This window comes from Rhodopseudomonas parapalustris, from assembly GCF_053772255.1.
The window spans coordinates 119,211-136,673 of record NZ_JAMKBZ010000012.1 but is presented as its reverse complement, the minus strand read 5'-3'; the positions used below and the strand labels follow the sequence as shown (position 1 = coordinate 136,673).

Below are 17,463 nucleotides of genomic sequence, written 5' to 3'. Positions count from 1 at the left end.
GACGATGGGCATCCGGCGGATCGGCAAGCATCTGTTCACCAGCCGCGGCAAGGTTCACCGCGCGTTTTCGCCGGCTGCGTTCGACGCGATCGAGCGCGCCATCAAGGACAGCGAGGCCCGCCACGCCGGACAAATCCGCTTCGTGGTCGAAGGCGCGCTCGACGGCGCGCCGCTGTTCCGCGATCAGCCCGCGCGGGAGCGCGCGCTCGACATCTTCTCGCAGCTTCGGATTTGGGACACCGAGCACAACAACGGTGTACTGATTTATCTGCTGCTCGCGGACCGCGACGTCGAGATCATCGCCGATCGCGGCATCGACGGTCGCGTCGACGCCGCGGCTTGGGAAGCGATCTGCCGCGAGATGGAGGCCGAGTTTCGCGGGGGCCGCTTCGAGCAGGGCGTGCTGCGCGGCATCGACCGCATCACCGCGCACTTGGCCGAGCACTTCCCGCGGAGCGGCCCGGGCCCCAACGAACTCTCTGACGCACCGGTGGTCGTGTAGTCGGCGCAGCAGCTCGGCTCGCCGCAGAAAAGCTGTCTTTGGCAAAGCCGAGACGTGGCCCTTGCATCTGCGACTAATTCGTAATATTTGAAGTTACATGAAGCGAGACAGCCGCCTGTCGTCGGTCGTGCACGCACTGCTGCATATGGCGGAGCGCGGCGAGCCGATGACCTCCGAAACCCTCGCCGCCTGCATGTGTACCAACCCGGTGGTGGTGCGGCGGACGATGGGTCTGCTGCGCGATGCGGGACTGGTCGCCTCCGCGCGCGGTCCTTCCGGCGGTTGGCAGATCGTCGCCGATCTGAACGCGGTCACCTTGCGCGATCTCTACGACGCGCTCGGCGAGCCGACAGTGTTCGCGATCGGTAACCGCCACGAAGCGCCGCAATGTCTGGTCGAGCAGGCGGTGAACGCCGCGCTGGACGATGCGTTCGCGGATGCCGAAGCGCTGCTGCTGGATCGGCTCGGCAAGATCACGCTGGCCAGATTGTCTGCCGACTTCAACCGCCGCCACGCCGCGCATCGGTCGCGCGCCTAAGGGAGTTCACATGCACCACGACGTCATCGTCATCGGCGGCTCCTATGCCGGAATGGCGGCCGCGCTCCAGCTCGTTCGTGCGCGCCGCAGCGTGCGGGTGATCGATGCGGGCCAGCGCCGCAACCGCTTCGCCGCGCATTCGCATGGCTTCCTGTCGCAGGACGGCGCCGATCCGGCGGCGATCGCCACGACCGCACGTCGTCAGCTCCAGGCCTATCCGACGCTGAGCTGGGTCGACGACACCGCGCGCGCGGCGAGCGGCCACAAAGACGCGTTCGTGGTCGAGACCGGCGACGGCGCGCGACACCACGCGCGGCGGCTACTGTTCGCCACCGGCGTCTCCGACACGCTGCCGGCGATCGAAGGGCTGCAGGAGCGCTGGGGCGACAGCGTATTCCTCTGTCCGTATTGCCACGGGTACGAGCTCGACAACGGCCGCATCGCGGTGATCGCCACCGGGCCGATGTCGCTGCATCAGGCGCAATTGCTGCCGGAATGGGGTGAGGTGACGCTGTTCACCAACGCCGCGCTCGTGCTCGACGATACCGCCCGGGACGATCTTGCCGCGCGTGGCGTTGCGATCGACGAGACACCGATCGCGCGGATCGAAGGCCGTGCCGACGTCGTGCTGAGCGACGGACGGAAGCTGCCGTTCGCCGGCATCTTCACCGCAAGCCGCAATGCCCCGGCGACGCCGATTGCGCAAGCGTTGGGCTGCGCGCTCGCCGAAACCCCGTTCGGCACCCAGATTCAAACCGACGACGGCAAACAGACCAGCGTGCCCGGCGCGTTCGCCTGTGGCGATGCGGCGCGGCTGCCGCACTCGCTGTCTCTGGCGATTGCCGATGGTGCCTGGGCCGGCGCCGGGCTGCACCGGTCGCTGGTGTGGCCCGACGCGTGAGCGCGCTACCGAGCGCTCACGCCAGGCGAAGCGCTACGCCTTCGCCGACGGTCGCGCGTCGATCCGTTTGAACCACTCGATGATGTTGGTGTTGGCCGGGTCGAGCGGCTGGCCGACCTTGGCGCCGAAGTCGAGCCAGCCGTAAAGCAGCAGATCGGCCAGCGTCAGCCGTGCGCCGCAGACGTACTGCTTGCCCTCCATCTGTTTGTCCATCCATTGCAGCCGGTCGGCCGCCATCTTCTTCAGCCCGGGCGCGGCTTCCGGCACGCATACCATCCGATCCTGAAACATCTTCAGACCTTCGGCGAAGCGGAAGCCGTTGAGCAGCGGCTCGCAGATGTGGAGATCGATCCGCCGCGCCCACATCCGGCATTCGGCACGCTCTTCCGGCGTGGTGCCGATCAGCGGCGGCTGCGGATGCTTCTCCTCGAGATATTCGCAGATCGCGGTGACCTCTGCCAAGAAGCTGCCATTGTCGAGTTCGAGAGTGGGCGTCTGGCCGTGGGGATTGCGCACGAGATGTTCGGGCTTTCGATTCTCGCCGGCGCGGATGTCGAGCGTTTGGGTCGGAATCGTCAGGCCCTTCTCGGCGATGAACATCCGTACCAGGCGTGGATTGGGGCCGATCGAATCGTACAGCTTCATGGTCGTCTCCCTGATCGGCGCTTGACTGCGCCTTGTGATGATCGATCTGTCCTAGCGCGGGACACCGTGCGGTGCAAAGCCGTGCGGTGCGAATTTTTGTGCGCGCTCTTCACGATTCGTGAAATTTCCGTAACCGTCGGGGGAAGTAACGATTTCGCAAGTAATCAAAGTTAGCGATTAGTAGCAGATTGATCCGGAGGATGAGAGACGTGGACGAGCATCGCAACGAGCCCATCGGCGAACAGCAGACCGGCCCGGCCGCCGCGGCCGAAGGAGCGCAGTCCGAAGGCGTCTCCAACGAAAGCTCGGCTACGACGCCCGCGCCCGCCGCAGGAACACAGGCTGCCAAACGCGAAGCGCCCAAGTCGGATGCGGTGCAGTCGCAAGTCGGGGCATCCGGCGGCAGCCGCGCCCGCCCCGGTACTGTGACCATCATGGCGCCGCCGCGCCACGAAGATTGGTATCGGCATTGGGACGACGAGATCGAAGTCGAAGCGCCGGACGAGGCGAGCCAGTCCGCGGCCCAACGCTTCGGCCTGCGTAAGCTGGCGGCCGTTGCCGCGGCAGTCATTCTCGCGGCGATCGCCGGTGCCGTCGGCGGCGCGCTCGCCACCGCCGGCCTGTCGCATCGCGGCGATACCGAGACCACCGCAGCGTCGGTCCAGGTCAAGACGCTCGACACGCAGGTCGCGCAGCTCAAGAGCGAGCTGACGGCGCTGAAAGCTGATCTCGATCATGCCACCAAGCAGAGCTCGGCGCAGCTCGGCAAGACCGCAGACCGGGTCGAGAAGCTGGAGAAGGCGCAGGCCGAGCCTGCCGCCAAACTGGCGAAGCTGACCGAGATGGTCGACAAGATGCGCACCGCGCAGGCTCAGTCCGCAGCGCCGGTGAATGTCACCTCCGTCGCCGCCAAGGACGCGAATGCCAAGGACGTCACCGGCTCGATCGCGCCCAAGCCGGAGCCGGCGAAGTCGCAGCCGGGCCGGCTGCCGACGATCGAAGGCTGGGTGCTGCGCGATGTCTACGATGGCGGTGCGGTGATCGAAGGCCGCAGCGGCACCTACGAAGTCTATGCCGGCGATCCGGTGCCTGGCCTCGGCCGCGTCGACGCGATCCGTCGCCAGGATGGCCGCTGGGTGGTGGTCACCAACCGCGGGCTGATCGTTTCGCGCTGACCTGTCGCCTGTTCTGTAACGTCAACGGCGCCGCCTGTGAGACAGGCGGCGCCGTTTTGATTTTGGCTTTGCCACGGAGCCTTGCAGAGTTGTTCAGGCGTCTGCCGGACGATAGCAATGAGTTGTCGTCGGCGCGCGATTTCCGAACGGCGCGTCAGCGCTCGACGAACGCCTTCTCGACCACGAAATGGCCTGGCTCGCTGTGGTTGCCCTCGCGGAAGCCGCGTTCGCTCAGCATCGCCGGCAGTTCGGCGAGCATCGCCGGGTTGCCACACAGCATCACCCGGTCAGACTCGCGATCGAGACCGGACTGGCCGAGATCACCGAACAACTGGCCCGACGCGATCAGATCGGTGACGCGGCCGCGGTTGCGGAACGGCTCGCGGGTCACGGTCGGGTAGTAGTGCAGCTTGTCGCGGATCAGATCACCGAGGAACTCGTGATCCCGCAGGCGCTCGACCAGCTGCTCGCCATAGGCCAGTTCGGGAATCTGCCGGCAGCCGTGGACCAGCACGATGGATTCGTAGTTGTCGTAGATTTCCGGGTCCTTGATCAGGCTCGCGAACGGGGCCAGCCCGGTGCCGGTCGACAGCAGCAGCAGCCGCTTGCCGGGGATCAGATTGCCCGCGATCAGCGTTCCGGTCGCCTTGCGCCCGACCAGGATCTGATCGCCTTCCTTGATCTGCTGCAGCCGCGAGGTCAGCGGACCGCTCGGCACCTTGATGCTGAAAAACTCCAGCTCTTCCTCGTGATTGGCGCTCGCCATGCTGTAGGCGCGCATCAACGGCCGGCCATCGACTTCCAGGCCGATCATCGCGAACTGGCCGCTCTGGAACCGGAATCCAGGGTCGCGCGTCGCGGTGAAACTGAACAGCGAGTCGGTCCAGTGCCGGACCGACAACACCGTTTCGGTTTGGAATGCACTCATCGTCTTCTCCTCACCCGCAGGTCATCTCCTGCGTCCGATGAGACGATGTCGCGGATATCGACCCCTTTTCGCAATTGCGAAATCGCACTCGCCGTCAATTAGTTGTAAAATTTCATGCAGGGCGCCGACGAGAGGTGTGATGCGCTGTTTTCTCGCGAATCCGAGCAATTTGTTTTCGGGCCCGGGGCGGCCTCGCACCTAGCCTCAGGCCCCTTGCAACAAGAGCAAACCTCGTGGGGGCAGTACACGCATCCGGCGAGATCGAGGCCGATCTCGCGTGCTTGACGTTGCAGCTCGCGGAGGGGCGCGCCGCTCCTAACCGACGGCACCCGATGCACGTAGCGCCGTGATGGCGGCATCATCGTAGCCTGCGCCGCGCAACACCTCGTCGCTGTGCTCGCCGAGGCCCGGCGGCTTGCGCGGCCGGGTTTTGGTGCTGCCTTCGATCCAGATCGGGCTGTTGATGGTCAGCGTGGTGTCGTTCTCGAACGGCACCAGCACTTCGTTCTCGATCAACTGCTGGTCGGTGGTGATATCGTCGAGGATGCCGACGACGCCGAACACGATGCCAGTGCCGTCCAGCGCCTTGCGCCAGTCGGCGAGGTCGCGGGTGGCGAAGGTCTCGTCGAAGATTCCGATCAGTTCGACCGAGCGGGCGTGGCGGTCCGCCTTGGTAGCGAAGCGCGGATCGTCGGTAAGATCCTCGCGGCCGAGGCATTTCGTCAGAATCGGCCACTGCTTCTCTTCGTTGAGCAGCGACAGGATCAGCCAGCGGCCGTCACGGCAGCGATAGTGATTGGCCACTGCGTTGAGCGCACGTTCGCGCGGTTGCCGCGGCTGGAACTTGGCGCCGACCAGCTTGGCCTGGGCCAGCACGCTGGTCGACCACAGCCCGTTGGCCATCAGGTTCGACTTCACCTCGCTGCCTTTGCCGGTGCGCTCGCGCTTGTACAATGCGGTGACGATCGCGCCGAACAGCGACATCGCGCAGGGATGGTCGCCCATGCCGGCGACGGAGCGTGCGGGCGTGGTGTCTTCGTCGGCGCGCACCAGATCCATCATGCCCGAACGCGCCCACCAGGCGTTGCTGTCGAAGCCGGGCTTGTTGGCTTCCTCGCCGCGCTCGCCGTAGCCGGTGAAGCTCGCATAGATCAGCCGATCGTTCAGCGGAGCGAGGTCGGCGTAAGTCACGCCGAGTCGCGCCCGCACCGGCGGCGGGAAGTTGGTGATGAACACGTCGGCCTCGGCGACCAGCTTACGCAGCACGTCCTTGCCTTCGGCCTTGGCGAGATCCAGCGCGAGGCTGCGCTTGTTGCGGGCCTCCAGCATCCACGCGTAGTTGTGGTCGCTGATCGGATAGCCCGGCAGGTTCGGCAGGTTGCGATAGGGATCGCCGGCGCCCGGCGGTTCGATCTTGATGACGTCGGCGCCGAAGTCGGAGAGCACGGTGGCCGCTGCCGGCGCGGCGATGAAACTCGCGCAATCGAGCACCTTGAGGCCGCCGAAGATGCCGTTCTCGTCCATGCGCGTGAGCTCCCTTGTGCTTTTGTTATTTCGTTGTCCGGAAATTCGCGCGAAAGCGCGTCACTCCGTTTACGTGCCGCATATGAACCGGGTTGCCGCGACGACGCAATATTGGAACCTGCATGGAGGTCTTCCGACAGCGCGCGCAGACGGCGGGGCGGGGGACGACAGTTATCCGCCGGTCAACAGAGCCGCGTCGCCGCCGGCCGCCGCGGTGTTGATCGACACCGTCTGTTCCAGCGCGAAGCGCGTCAAATAATGCGGGCCGCCCGCTTTCGGGCCGGTGCCGGACAGGCCGGAGCCGCCGAACGGTTGCACGCCGACCACGGCGCCGACGATGTTGCGGTTCACGTAGATATTGCCGGTCGGCAGCCGTGCGATCACGCGCGCGATCGTGTCGTCGATCCGCGATTGCACGCCGAGCGTGAGCGCGTAGCCGGTCGCAGCGATGTCGCCGAGCAGATCGTCGAACTGCGCCGCCTTGTAGCGCACCACATGCAGGATCGGGCCGAACACCTCTTCGGTGAGCTGAGAGGCGCGGCCCAGTTCGAAAATATGCGGTGCCACGAAGTTGCCGTTCGCAGGCGCCGTGCCAGCGAAATGCGACCGCGCCTCCCGCGTCATCTTGGCGATATGCGCGTCGAGCTTGGCCTTCGCCGCGGCATCGATCACCGGGCCGACATGCGTTGCCGGATCGCGCGGATTGCCGATTCTCAATTCATGCGCCGCGCCTGCGATCATCGCGATCATCCGGTCGGCAACGTCGTCCTGCACGCACAAGAGCCGCAGCGCCGAGCAGCGCTGGCCCGCGGAGCGGAACGCGGAGGCGACCACGTCGTCGGCGACCTGCTCGGGTAGTGCGGTGGCGTCGACGATCATGGCATTGATGCCGCCAGTCTCGGCAATCAGCGGCACGATCGGGCCGTCCTTGGCGGCGAGGCTGCGATTGATCGCACGCGCCACCTCGGTCGAGCCGGTGAACACCACGCCGGCAACGTCGCGCTGGGCGACCAGCGCCGCGCCGATGCTGCCGTCGCCCAGCACCAGATGAAGCGCAGCCCGCGGCACGCCCGCTTCGTGCAGCAGGCGGATCGCAAGATCGGCGATCACCGGTGTCTGCTCGGCGGGCTTGGCGACCACCGCATTGCCCGCCATCAGCGCCGCGGTGATCTGGCCGAGCAGGATCGCAAGCGGAAAATTCCACGGGCTGATCGCCACGAACACGCCGCGGCCCCGCAAGGCCAGCGTGTTGCGTTCGCCGGTCGGGCCGGGCAGGGCGGCGGGTTCGCCGAACAGCCGGCGGCCTTCGCTGGCGTGGTAGCGGCAATAATCGATTGCCTCGCGCACCTCTGCTACGCAGTCATCGAGGGTCTTGCCGCCTTCGTCCTGCAGCAGCGCGATCAGAGTGGCGCGGCGCTCCTCCAGCAGATCGGCGGCGCGTTCGAGGATCGCCGCGCGATGATCGGCGGAGGTGCGGCTCCACGGCTCGAAGCCTGCGCGTGCTGTGACGATCGTGGCTGCGGTGTGTTCCTTCGTGCCGGATGCGACCGTTGGCAGCGGCCTGCGCGCGCTGTCGATTTCGCTGAGCTGGGCGTCGAGTGCGGCACGATCGCCGAATTCGATTCCGCGGGAGTTGATCCGCCGCGGCCGGTACAGATCGCGCGGCAGCGGAATCGCCGGATTGCGTGCACCCTCGGGGCCGCCGATCAGCGCGGCGGGACGCGTCAGCAACTCGGCGACCGGCACACTGTCGTCGCCCGCCTGTGCCACGAACGATGAGTTGGCGCCGTTTTCCAGCAGGCGCCGCACCAGATAGGCGAGCAGATCGCGATGGCCGCCGACCGGCGCGTAGATCCGGCACACCACCTGTGGATGTTCGGCGAGCAGCCGCGCATACAGCGCCTCGCCCATGCCGTGCAGGCGCTGAAATTCGTAGCCGCCGCTGCCATCGGCCAGCTCTAGGATAGTCGCCACGGTCAGCGCGTTGTGGCTGGCGAATTGCGGGAACAGGCGCGGCCGCAGCGACAGCAGCTTGCCGGCGCAGTGCAGGTAGTTGAGATCGGTCATCGGCTTCCTGGTGAACACCGGGTAATCGGCGAGACCGCGTTCCTGCACGCGTTTGATCTCAGTGTCCCAATAGGCGCCCTTCACCAGCCGCAGCATCACGCGGCGGTCGAGTGCCCCCGCCAACTCGGCGACGTGATCGATCACCGCGCCAGCGCGCTTCTGATAGGCCTGCACCGCGAGGCCGTAACCGTCCCAGCCTGCGAGCGAGGCATCGGCAAAGCAGGCTGCGAACACCTCGAGCGTCAGCTCGAGCCGGTCGGCCTCTTCGGCGTCGACCGTGAATGCGAGGTCGTGACTCTTGGCGAGCCGCGCCAGTTCCAACAGCCGCGGCGTCAATTCCCGCAGCACCCGGTCGCGGCCGATCGCTTCGAACCGGGGATGCAGCGCCGACAATTTCACTGAGATGCCTGGGCGGGCCGGCAGCGCGGCGTTGCCGGCGGAGCGACCGATCGCCGTGATGGCATCGGCGTAGGATTGGAAGTAACGCGCGGCGTCCTCGGCGGTGCGCGCGCCTTCGCCGAGCATGTCGTAGGAATAGCGTAGGCCGTCATGCGGCTGCGCGTGCGCGCGGGCGAGAGCGGCCGCGATCGTCTCGCCGAGCACGAAGTGGTTGCCGATCAGCCGCATGGCCTGCTTCGTTGCGGCCCGCACCGCGGGGGCGCCGATCCGCTTCGTCAATGCTGCGAGCGTGCCTTGCGGCGTCTCGCCGGCGTGGACCAGGCGCGCCGACAGGCCGAGCGCCCAGGCGGATGCACTCACCAGCACCGCATCGGACTTGATATGATGATGCGCGAAATCACCCTGGCCGAGCTTGTCCTCGATAAAGGCGTCGGCGGTCGCCGCATCCGGAATCCGCAGCAGCGCCTCGGCCAGCACCATCAAGGCCAGCCCTTCCTTGGTCGACAGCGCGAACTCGCGCAGCATCGCCTCGACACCGCCGAAGCCGTGCTCGGCGCTCCGGATTGCGGTGATCAGTCCGGTCGCGACGTCGTCGATCCGCGCCTCACGGTCGGGCGTCAGCGCGGCGGTGGCGAGCAGATCGGACGCCAGCGCGGCGTCGTCCGGCGCGTAAGCTGCGACGAATGCGGGAAGCTGCGGTTCAGGCGGCATGGCGTTCGGTTCCCGAAGCCGGAGATAACTGTGGACGGCATGCATCAGCGCTGCCGGCAAATGCGATGCCTCCCGGACTGACATATTGGCACGGTCAGGCCGTGACGCTAGCTTCGCCCCAGCAACAGACAGGTTGGGGAACGGAATGAGGGCGAGACGCGGCAACTTCAACGCATGGCGTCTCGGCGCGCTCGCGGCGGCGGGGATAGTCACCGCCTGGGCCGGTGCGCCGGCTGGTGCCGCCGAGCTCAGCTCGCAGGTGTCTTATCTTTATAGTTCGGTCTCGATCTTTCCGCCCACCGCGAAGGGCATGACGGTGTGCTACGGCTTCGTCTGCCGCCGCCGCTACGAGCTGGCGTTTTCGGCGGGTGATCGGGCGGCGCTGTCGCGGATCATGGCCGCCGGTAAATCCTCGGCCGCGGCGGAACGGGCGGCGGTGCAGAAGGCGGTGGTGTGGCTCGATCGCAAGCTCGGGCCGGTGCTCGGGACCGACAAGCGGATTGCGCGCGCCGACTTCCGTTACTTCGACGACAAGCACAATTTCGATTGCTGGGACACCACCCGCAACACCACCAGCCTGCTGCTGGTGATGCAGCAATGGGGGCTGTTCAAGTATCACAGCGTCGGCGATCCGAAATATCGCGGCAACGTGCTGGTGCTGCAGACACCGCACAACACCGCCGTGCTGACCGAGCGCGCCACCGGTGCCCAATGGGTGGTGGATATGTGGACTCGCGGCTATGCCCAGAGCCCGGAAGTGATGCCGGTGGATCAGTGGGTCAAGCTCGACTGAGCCACCGACGAGTCCGGCACCGGTCCTGATCCGATCAGAACCAGAGCCTCGATCGTTGACGTCGGCGCATGGTGCTTGCGCGCTCCATGCGCCCACGCCGGCAGCGCGTCAGTCGCAGACGTTGAAGGTGCGCCAGCGCCAGCCGTATGGCGTGGCGACGCGGCGGGTGACGTAGCAGTTGCCGTAGCCGTAACCCACATAGCCGATGCCGATCGCCGGGCCGTGCCAGTGATGGTGGCCCCAGCCGTGGTGATGATGCTTCCATCCGCCGGCGGAGGCAGCGGTCGGAGCCAGCGCGACGGCACTCAGCGAAGCGGCGGCGAACAGTCCAAGAGCAATCTTGCGAAGCATGGTCGTTCTCCTCGAAATACGCGCGATGCGCGGTTCGTTGTTCGGTTCAAGTCTGCTTGGCCCGTCGGTGTCCGATCGGACCCGCCCATCGCCCGTTCGTCGTAAGCCGTCGCGCACGGGTTCATGCCGTGCGCGCGGGTTTTTGTTTCTGCAGATGGGCTGATGGATCGTTGCCGCAGCGCGATCCTGGCGGCTGATCAGGCCAGCGTCAGTTCGCTGTCGTTCAGTGCCGAAGCCAGATCGCCGGAGTGCTCGACCACACAGACCAGCATCGGTTCGGTGCGGCCACGGATCTCCAGCTCCAGCGTCGTGAGCGCCTGTTCGGACAGACCGGCGGTGGCGCGGAGTTCGTCCGACAGCAGCGTCTCGCAGCCGAGTGTCTTGGTCATGTCCTGTAGCCGCGATGCGACGTTGACGGAGTCGCCGAGCGCGGTGAACACCATGTTGTCGCGATAGCCGATCTCGCCGAGCACCACTTCGCCGCCGTGGAGACCGATCCCGAACCGGATCGGCTCCGGCAGATCGTGGGCGATAAAACTGTTGAGTTCGTCGATCGCGGCGGCAATCGCGCTGACCGCGCGGATCGCATTGCGGCAAGCGTCGCGCGGCGTTTCGGTGAGGCCGAACAGCGCCAGCATGCCGTCGCCGACGAACTGATTGGGCTGGCCGCCGCAGGCGATCACGCTGCGCGACACGGCACCGAGGAAACGATTGACGATGAAGACTGTGTCGAACGGCAGCCGGCTCTCGGCCAGCTTGGTCGAGCCGCGCATGTCGACGAACATGCTGACCAGATAGCGCTCCTCGCCGACCCGCGCCGCGCGCACCGCCTTCCGCGCAGCGGAGACGTTGCGTGGCTGAAACACCGGCACGAAGCTGAGGTCGTGGTCCGGCCTTAGCTGGCAGGCGAGACGGATCGACGGATCGCCACCGGTGCCGATCGAGGCGAGCACGAAAGCTTCCCGTGGCGACGGCGGCGGCAGCGTCGCCGGATCGCCGAGTACGCGGATCCGGCAGGTCGAGCAGCGAGCCCGGCCGCCGCAGGCCGAGGCGTGCGGAATGTTATGGCGCTGGGTCGCCTCCAGCACGGTGAGGCCCTTCGGCACCCGGATGCTGCGATCGCCGTCATAGGTGAGGCGGATCATGCCGACGCGCCGCTCCAGCAGCGCGCGCACCGCGCGGGCGATCAGCGCCAGAGCGATCAGGCCGAGATAGAATGTCAGGAAGCCGTTGCCGATCGCATCGAGGGTCCCCTGCTGCTCCGGCGTGCCGAGATTGGCCGGCGCGAGATTGTCGGCCTGCCATTGCGGCGAGGCGGCCTCGCGCGCGACGTCGCGGCCGCCCTGATAGAAGCCGAGCAGCGCCAGCGTCGGGATCAGAACCGCGGTGGCGAGCAGCCACGGCATCGCGCGGCGGAATGCCGGCTTGATCCGCAGCCAGACGTGGAGTCCGATGCAGCCGTGGGTCCAGGCGATCAGCATCACCGCCACCATCAGCCATGCCCGATAGGACGGCGCGAGGACGAAGTAGTTGTACAACACCTGCGGATACAGCCGGTCCTGATCGTACAGTGCGTTACCGAGCCGCATCACGATGACGTGGCTGTAGATCAGCAGCGGGACCGACAGGCCGAGCAAAAGCTGCAGCGGCTCGAGTGTCTTCCAGCGGAACTGACGGCGCTGATACAGCGCCCACAGTCCGAGCCAGGCATGCACCGTCACCGAGCCGTAGAACAGGATCGCGACCGGCAGGAATTGCCAGATCTCCAGGTGCCAGAGAACGCCGGCATGCAGCGCTTCCGGCGAGATGTTGCCGAGCGCATGGTTGAGGAAGTGGCTGAGCAGGTAGGTGAACATCACCAGCCCGCAGAACATCCGCACCTGCCGAACGCCGATGCGGCGAAGCCAGGCTTTCAGACCTTTGGGTTTGGCTTTCCGATCCTTGGAGGAGCCGGCTGGGGCAGGGGGCTGCTTCATCGATCAGTTGTCGAAGGAATGGCGACCAGCGTCAACACGCTGTGTCCCTGGCAAATGCACGGCCTAACCTCTGCCCCGGGTGCCAGAGCGCCACTACTCTTCCTTCTCCCGCTTTTTCATCAGGTCCTTCACCAGGTCGCCGAGCTGCGGGCGGGGGAGGGCGTCGAACGGGAGCGGGCGGGTGAGATCGATGGCGGCGAGGCCGAGCCGCGCGGTCAGCATGCCGTTGACCACGCCTTCGCCGAGCTTGGCCGACAGCCGCGAGGCGAGGCCGTGGCCGAGCACCGATTGCATCACGCTGTCGCTGAGCGCGATGCCGCCGGTGATGGCGAGGTGCGACACCGTCTGCCGAATCAGCTTGAACATGCCGAGCGCGCCGGGGCGGCCGCCATACAGCCGCGCAAGCTGGCCGATCAACCGGGTCGCGGCGATCGCCACGAACAGCACGTCGATCAGCGCCTTCGGGCTGATCGCGGTCACCAGCGACACTCGCTGCGCGGCCTTCGAGATCAGCACCTTCGCTTCGAGGTCGAGCGGCGTCATCAGTTCGCGCTCGGCGAGCCGGATCAGGTCGGCGCCGTCGATGATGTCATCGACGTGCTTCTGCAGTGTGGCGCGGCCGCGCGCGAGCTGCGGATTGGGGTGTTCGAATTTCAACAGCTCGCGGATGATGGCGCGAGCCTCGGCGCTGTTGTCGGTCTCCAGCACCCGAGCGGCGCGGGCGTGGAGCTGCTCGATCCGCGCCAGCCGGATCAACCCGAACGCCTCGCGGCCGATGATGATCGCCAGCGAGCCGCCGGCCAGGATCGCCAGCACCATGCCGATGGTGCCGAGCGTCTGGCTCTGCGCGAACAGGTCCTCGACCAGCTTGCTGATCCACAGCCAGAACGCCAGCGACAGAAGGCCGGTCGCGGCGCTCCAGAACACCGTGCCCCAGCGGAAACCCTTCTTCGGGTTGATCACGCTTTTTGGTGCCTTCGGCGCCGAGATCGGCGGTTCGGCCTCGCGGGCGAGTTCGACCCGGGCGCGCGGCGGCGGAGGCGGCGCAGCGCCGCCCGCGGCGGACGCAGCAGCTTTCGTATCCGCCTTGGTGGATCTGGCCGAAGAGCTGCTGCCGCTGTCGTCCGAATCGATCAGCACCACGCTCGGGTCGGTGAGCTTGAAGGTCGCCGGCCGGCGAGGAGGAACCCGCTCGGTCATTGCAGTCGGTCTCCGATCAGGAACTGAAGCGCCCGGTCGAGGCGGATGTGAGGCAGCGCCGGACCGTCGGGATCGTGGCTGTCGAGTCGCGGCGGCCGGAACCGCAGGAAGCGGAAGTCTGCCTCCTGGTGCGAGCCGGCGGCGAGCCCGCGGAAGGTGTCCTCGCCGCGGAACAGGCCCTGCAGATTGGTCGGCAGATCGCCCGGGAAGGTGGCGACTTCGGTTTCGCCGTCGAACACCTCGCCCTCGGCCCTTTCGCCGGCGATCGGGGTGCCGACGATCGACGGCAACCGGTCGCGTCCGCGCTGCACCTGGGCCTCGCGGGTGGCGCGCACCGCGGCCATGGCCACCACATCCACCTTGGCCCCGGCATATTCGGCCCGCAACATCGCCTGCTCGACCAGCTTGCGCAGGATCGCCTCGAGCCGGTCGTGGCTGGAATGGTGCAGATGATCGGCCTTGGTGGCGGCGAACAGGATGCGGTCGATCCGTGGCCGGAACACCGAGCTGAGCAGCGTCGAGCGGCCGACCCGGAAGCATTCCAAGATGCCGGCCAGCGCAGCTTCGAGATCCTGCAGCGCCTCGGGACCGGCGTTGAACGCCGACAGCGCGTCTGCCAGCACGATCTGGCGGTCGAGACGGGCGAAGTGATCGCGGAAGAACGGCCGCACCACGGCGTCCTTGTAGGCTTCGAACCGCCGCCGCATCATCGCCCACAGCGAGCCGTCCGGCGCGGTGCCGTCCTCCGGCACGTCCAGCGGCGCAAAGGTCAATGCCGGCGAGCCAGCGAGGTTGCCGGGCATCAGGAAGCGGCCGGGCGGCAGCAGACTCATAGCAAACTGCTCGTTCCGGCAGGCGCGCAAATACGCGGTGAACAGCCTTGCCGCCTGTAGCGTCGCCTGCTCGTTTTCGCGGCCCTTCGGATCGAGCGTGGCGAGATGGGCGTGCCATTCCCGCGCCACGCGCGCGCGGGGGTCATGCCGCGACAGCGCCAGGCTCTCGGCCGCCCAGCGCTCGTAGCTCTTGGTCAGCAGCGGCAGGTCGAGCAGCCATTCGCCCGGATAGTCGACGATGTCGAGCGTCAGCGTCTGCTCGGAGCCGTTCTTGCGCTGATAATCGATCACCAGCCGCAACTCGCTGATGTCGACCGTCGAGCTCGGCCATTGCCGCTGCTCGATCAACGTGGCGAGAAAGTTTTCATAGGCGAAACGTGGCACCGCGTCGTCCGGCTGCGGCGCGAGCCGCGCCGTGGCGATCCGGCCGGTCGACATTGATTCAAATATCGGAAACCGGCCGCCGCGGCACAACCCGTGGACGAGCGCGGTGATGAACACCGTTTTGCCAGCGCGCGACAGGCCGGTGACGCCGAGCCGGATCGTGGGATTGAACAGGTTCTCGCCGTAGTCCTTGAGCGCCCGCGCCGACAGCCACGCATCTTCGAGCAAATTGGAGAAGTTGAAGGCCATGCGAGCCAAGGTTCAATCGTCAGAGGTTGCCGGCGAAACTAACCGGAAACCACCGATTCGTGCGACAATGCGACCTGCCGGGCCGGTCTTGGCTTTGCCGCCTTTCGGGCGGAAAATTCGCGCTCGATCGGACGGCGACGGTGGCCGAGCGTATCACCCTGCGTGTATCGCATCGCCATCGGTCGTCATGAATGCGCCAGATCAATTCGGATAAGGTGTTCTCGAACAGGGTGTTCGCTCCGCAATGACGATCTTCCGCCTCAAGCAAATCGTGTCGCATGCCAGGATCGACGCCAAGGGCGCGGTTCACTGGAACTACGATCGCGCCGAGCTGATCGCCGATGGCGTGGTGCATGTGCTGGGCCTCGTTGCCGGTCTGATCGCTGCGACCGCGCTCGTCACGCTGACCGGCGTGTTCGCGTCCACGCCGACGATCGTCTCAGTGTCGGTATATGTTGCCGGGCTGCTGGCGATGCTCGGCCTGTCGGCCGCGTACAATCTTTGGCCGGTGTCGCCGCGCAAATGGCTGCTGCGGCGGTTCGACCATTCGGCGATCTACATTCTGATCGCCGCAACCTACACACCGATCATCAGCCAGATCAAGGATCAGATGTTCGGTCTGGCGCTGCTCGCCGGCGTCTGGGGCGTTGCGGTGGTCGGCATCCTGCTCAAGCTGTTCAAGCCCGGTAAGTTCGACAAGCTGTCGGTCGGGCTGTATCTCGCGCTCGGCTGGAGCGGCATCATCGCCTACGATCAGGTGGTCGAGACGCTGCCCACCACCGCGATGTGGTTCCTGGCGATCGGCGGCCTGCTGTACACGCTGGGGGTGATCTTCCACGCCTGGCGGCGGTTGCGGTTCCAGAACGCGATCTGGCACGCCTTCGTATTGGTCGCCGCCGGCTGCCACTACGTGGCGGTGATGGATCTGGTGCTGGCATAGCGGTCACCGGATCTTTCCGATATGAACGCCCCCGCCAACAACAAGCGGGGGAAACAACCATGCAGATCGCGGGCAAAGTCGTCGTCGTCACCGGCGGCGGCAATGGAATCGGGCAGGCGCTGTGCGAAGCCTTTCACAAGGCCGGCGCCGCAAAAGTCGTGGTCGCCGACCTCGATCAGGCGCGCGCCGAAGCGGTTGCCGCCTCGATCGGCGGTGCGGCGTTCAAGTGCGACGTGGCCAGCGAGGCCGACATTAAGCACGTCATCGAGGAGACCGAGCGTCAGTACGGGCCGATCGATCTGTTCTGCTCCAATGCCGGGATCGGCGGCGGCTTCGATCCGATGGCTGAGAACGCCGGCGGAGCTTCCGACGAGCCGTTCATGAAGAGCTGGATGGTCCATGTGATGGCGCACGTCTACGCGGCGCGTCATCTGGTGCCGCGCTACAAGGCCCGAGGCGGCGGTTACTTCCTCAACACCATCTCGGCGGCGGGTCTGCTGTCGCAGGTCGGCAGCCCGGCCTATTCGGCCACCAAGCACGGTGCGGTCGGCTTCGCCGAAAGCCTGGCGATCGCTCACAAGGCGCACAACATCCGCGTTTCGATCCTGTGCCCGCAGGGCGTCGATACCAACATGCTGCGCTCGATTCCGAAGGGGCCGCAATCCGCCGACGGAGACCTCACCGCCGAGCAGGTGGCGAAGGATGCGCTGCAGGGGATCGAACAGGAGACCTTCCTGATCCTGCCGCACCCGCAGGTGATCGACTACATGCGCAAGAAGACCGAGAATTACGATCGCTGGATCGGCGGCATGGCCAAGATCCAGGCCAAGCTGCGCGAGACCTTCGGCGCAAAGGCATAGCTTCGGGTCTCGGCCGCATCAGCCGCGGGGTCGCAGCGAAGGGTGCGGGCTTGCTTCAATATGTCGCGCCTGTCGACTTGGGCCGGATCGGCTGCCGCGCGTTCCGATCATGTGCAGATCCTGTTCTGCGGCCATGTCCGTCATTTTTTGCACGCCAGCGCACCGTCGATTGTGCGGTGCTGTTTCGTCCCGGTATCCAACGGAGATCTCATGACCGATCATCCCCATCGTCGACCAAGTCTCGTCTCACGCAGCCTCGCGGCGATCGTCCTCACCGGAATCTATTGCTTCAGTTTCGCCGGCGCTGCGGCGGTGGTTTCCGGCGTGACGAGCACGGAAGCGCAAGCGCAACGCGGCCGCGGGCGGGGCAGAGGCTATCGCGGCCGGGGCCGCGGTCGCGGCTGGCAACGCGGGCGAGGCCGCGGACGCGGGCATTACGGCCGCCGCTGTGTGGTGAACGCTGCCGGCATCCGGATCTGCCTGTAAC

General features: G+C 66.4%; 16 protein-coding genes. 8 read left to right on the top strand and 8 right to left on the bottom strand.

What is annotated here, in order from left to right; translation table 11 throughout:
- Nucleotides 1–4: 4 nt before the first annotated feature.
- From M9H71_RS12990 to M9H71_RS12980, 3 genes are all read left to right on the top strand, one after another.
- Nucleotides 5–502, top strand: a complete 498-nt coding sequence (locus M9H71_RS12990) for a TPM domain-containing protein (RefSeq protein ID WP_455405396.1) — start codon at nucleotides 5–7, stop codon at nucleotides 500–502.
- A 97-nt stretch (nucleotides 503–599) separates the two neighbouring features.
- Nucleotides 600–1,040, top strand: a complete 441-nt coding sequence (locus tag M9H71_RS12985; RefSeq protein ID WP_455405395.1) for an RrF2 family transcriptional regulator — start codon at nucleotides 600–602, stop codon at nucleotides 1,038–1,040.
- Nucleotides 1,041–1,050: 10 nt separating this feature from the next.
- Nucleotides 1,051–1,941 carry an NAD(P)/FAD-dependent oxidoreductase gene (locus M9H71_RS12980; RefSeq protein WP_455405394.1) on the top strand — a complete coding sequence of 297 codons (891 nt, stop codon included), beginning with the start codon at nucleotides 1,051–1,053 and terminating at the stop codon, nucleotides 1,939–1,941.
- A 33-nt stretch (nucleotides 1,942–1,974) separates the two neighbouring features.
- Here the strand turns inward: M9H71_RS12980 and M9H71_RS12975 are convergent, their stop codons facing one another.
- Entirely contained in the window at nucleotides 1,975–2,586 is a 612-nt protein-coding gene (locus M9H71_RS12975) for a glutathione S-transferase family protein (protein ID WP_455405393.1), read from the bottom strand.
- A 209-nt stretch (nucleotides 2,587–2,795) separates the two neighbouring features.
- Between M9H71_RS12975 and M9H71_RS12970 the strand changes: the two genes are divergently transcribed.
- Complete coding sequence (locus M9H71_RS12970) at nucleotides 2,796–3,761, top strand: hypothetical protein (RefSeq protein WP_455405392.1); 966 nt, start codon at nucleotides 2,796–2,798, stop codon at nucleotides 3,759–3,761.
- 154 nt (nucleotides 3,762–3,915) lie between these two features.
- On the opposite strand, the gene M9H71_RS12965 is transcribed toward M9H71_RS12970, so the two are convergent.
- The 3 genes from M9H71_RS12965 to putA form a co-directional block, all read right to left on the bottom strand.
- Nucleotides 3,916–4,689: a ferredoxin--NADP reductase gene (locus M9H71_RS12965; protein WP_455405391.1), complete on the bottom strand. Its 774-nt coding sequence runs from the start codon at nucleotides 4,687–4,689 to the stop codon at nucleotides 3,916–3,918.
- 315 nt (nucleotides 4,690–5,004) lie between these two features.
- Nucleotides 5,005–6,213 carry a CaiB/BaiF CoA transferase family protein gene (locus tag M9H71_RS12960; protein ID WP_455405390.1) on the bottom strand — a complete coding sequence of 403 codons (1,209 nt, stop codon included), beginning with the start codon at nucleotides 6,211–6,213 and terminating at the stop codon, nucleotides 5,005–5,007.
- 171 nt (nucleotides 6,214–6,384) lie between these two features.
- Nucleotides 6,385–9,390 carry a bifunctional proline dehydrogenase/L-glutamate gamma-semialdehyde dehydrogenase PutA gene (putA, locus tag M9H71_RS12955; protein ID WP_455405389.1) on the bottom strand — a complete coding sequence of 1,002 codons (3,006 nt, stop codon included), beginning with the start codon at nucleotides 9,388–9,390 and terminating at the stop codon, nucleotides 6,385–6,387.
- A gap of 145 nt (nucleotides 9,391–9,535) precedes the next feature.
- Between putA and M9H71_RS12950 the strand changes: the two genes are divergently transcribed.
- Nucleotides 9,536–10,183, top strand: a complete 648-nt coding sequence (locus M9H71_RS12950) for a hypothetical protein (protein WP_455405388.1) — start codon at nucleotides 9,536–9,538, stop codon at nucleotides 10,181–10,183.
- A gap of 108 nt (nucleotides 10,184–10,291) precedes the next feature.
- Here the strand turns inward: M9H71_RS12950 and M9H71_RS12945 are convergent, their stop codons facing one another.
- The 4 genes from M9H71_RS12945 to M9H71_RS12930 all read right to left on the bottom strand — a co-directional run bounded on the left by M9H71_RS12945 (nucleotide 10,292) and on the right by M9H71_RS12930 (nucleotide 15,176).
- On the bottom strand, nucleotides 10,292–10,534 hold the full coding sequence (locus tag M9H71_RS12945) for a hypothetical protein (protein ID WP_455405387.1): 243 nt from the start codon (nucleotides 10,532–10,534) through the stop codon (nucleotides 10,292–10,294).
- 197 nt (nucleotides 10,535–10,731) lie between these two features.
- Nucleotides 10,732–12,510, bottom strand: a complete 1,779-nt coding sequence (locus M9H71_RS12940) for an adenylate/guanylate cyclase domain-containing protein (RefSeq protein ID WP_455405386.1) — start codon at nucleotides 12,508–12,510, stop codon at nucleotides 10,732–10,734.
- A 93-nt stretch (nucleotides 12,511–12,603) separates the two neighbouring features.
- Nucleotides 12,604–13,710: a YcjF family protein gene (locus M9H71_RS12935; RefSeq protein ID WP_455405385.1), complete on the bottom strand. Its 1,107-nt coding sequence runs from the start codon at nucleotides 13,708–13,710 to the stop codon at nucleotides 12,604–12,606.
- Nucleotides 13,707–15,176, bottom strand: coding sequence for a YcjX family protein (locus M9H71_RS12930; RefSeq protein WP_455405417.1), 1,470 nt, complete (start codon nucleotides 15,174–15,176; stop codon nucleotides 13,707–13,709). Before M9H71_RS12930 ends, M9H71_RS12935 begins: the two co-directional genes overlap by 4 nt.
- A 244-nt stretch (nucleotides 15,177–15,420) precedes the next feature.
- Here M9H71_RS12930 and trhA point away from each other — a divergent pair, with 244 nt between their 5' ends.
- The 3 genes from trhA (at nucleotide 15,421) to M9H71_RS12915 (ending at nucleotide 17,462) form a co-directional block, all read left to right on the top strand.
- A complete protein-coding gene (trhA, locus tag M9H71_RS12925) occupies nucleotides 15,421–16,116 on the top strand; it encodes a PAQR family membrane homeostasis protein TrhA (protein WP_107343587.1) in 696 nt (231 codons plus the stop codon).
- A gap of 59 nt (nucleotides 16,117–16,175) precedes the next feature.
- Complete coding sequence (locus M9H71_RS12920) at nucleotides 16,176–16,976, top strand: SDR family oxidoreductase (protein ID WP_455405384.1); 801 nt, start codon at nucleotides 16,176–16,178, stop codon at nucleotides 16,974–16,976.
- Nucleotides 16,977–17,186: 210 nt separating this feature from the next.
- Entirely contained in the window at nucleotides 17,187–17,462 is a 276-nt protein-coding gene (locus M9H71_RS12915; RefSeq protein WP_455405383.1) for a hypothetical protein, read from the top strand.
- Nucleotide 17,463 lies beyond the last annotated feature (1 nt).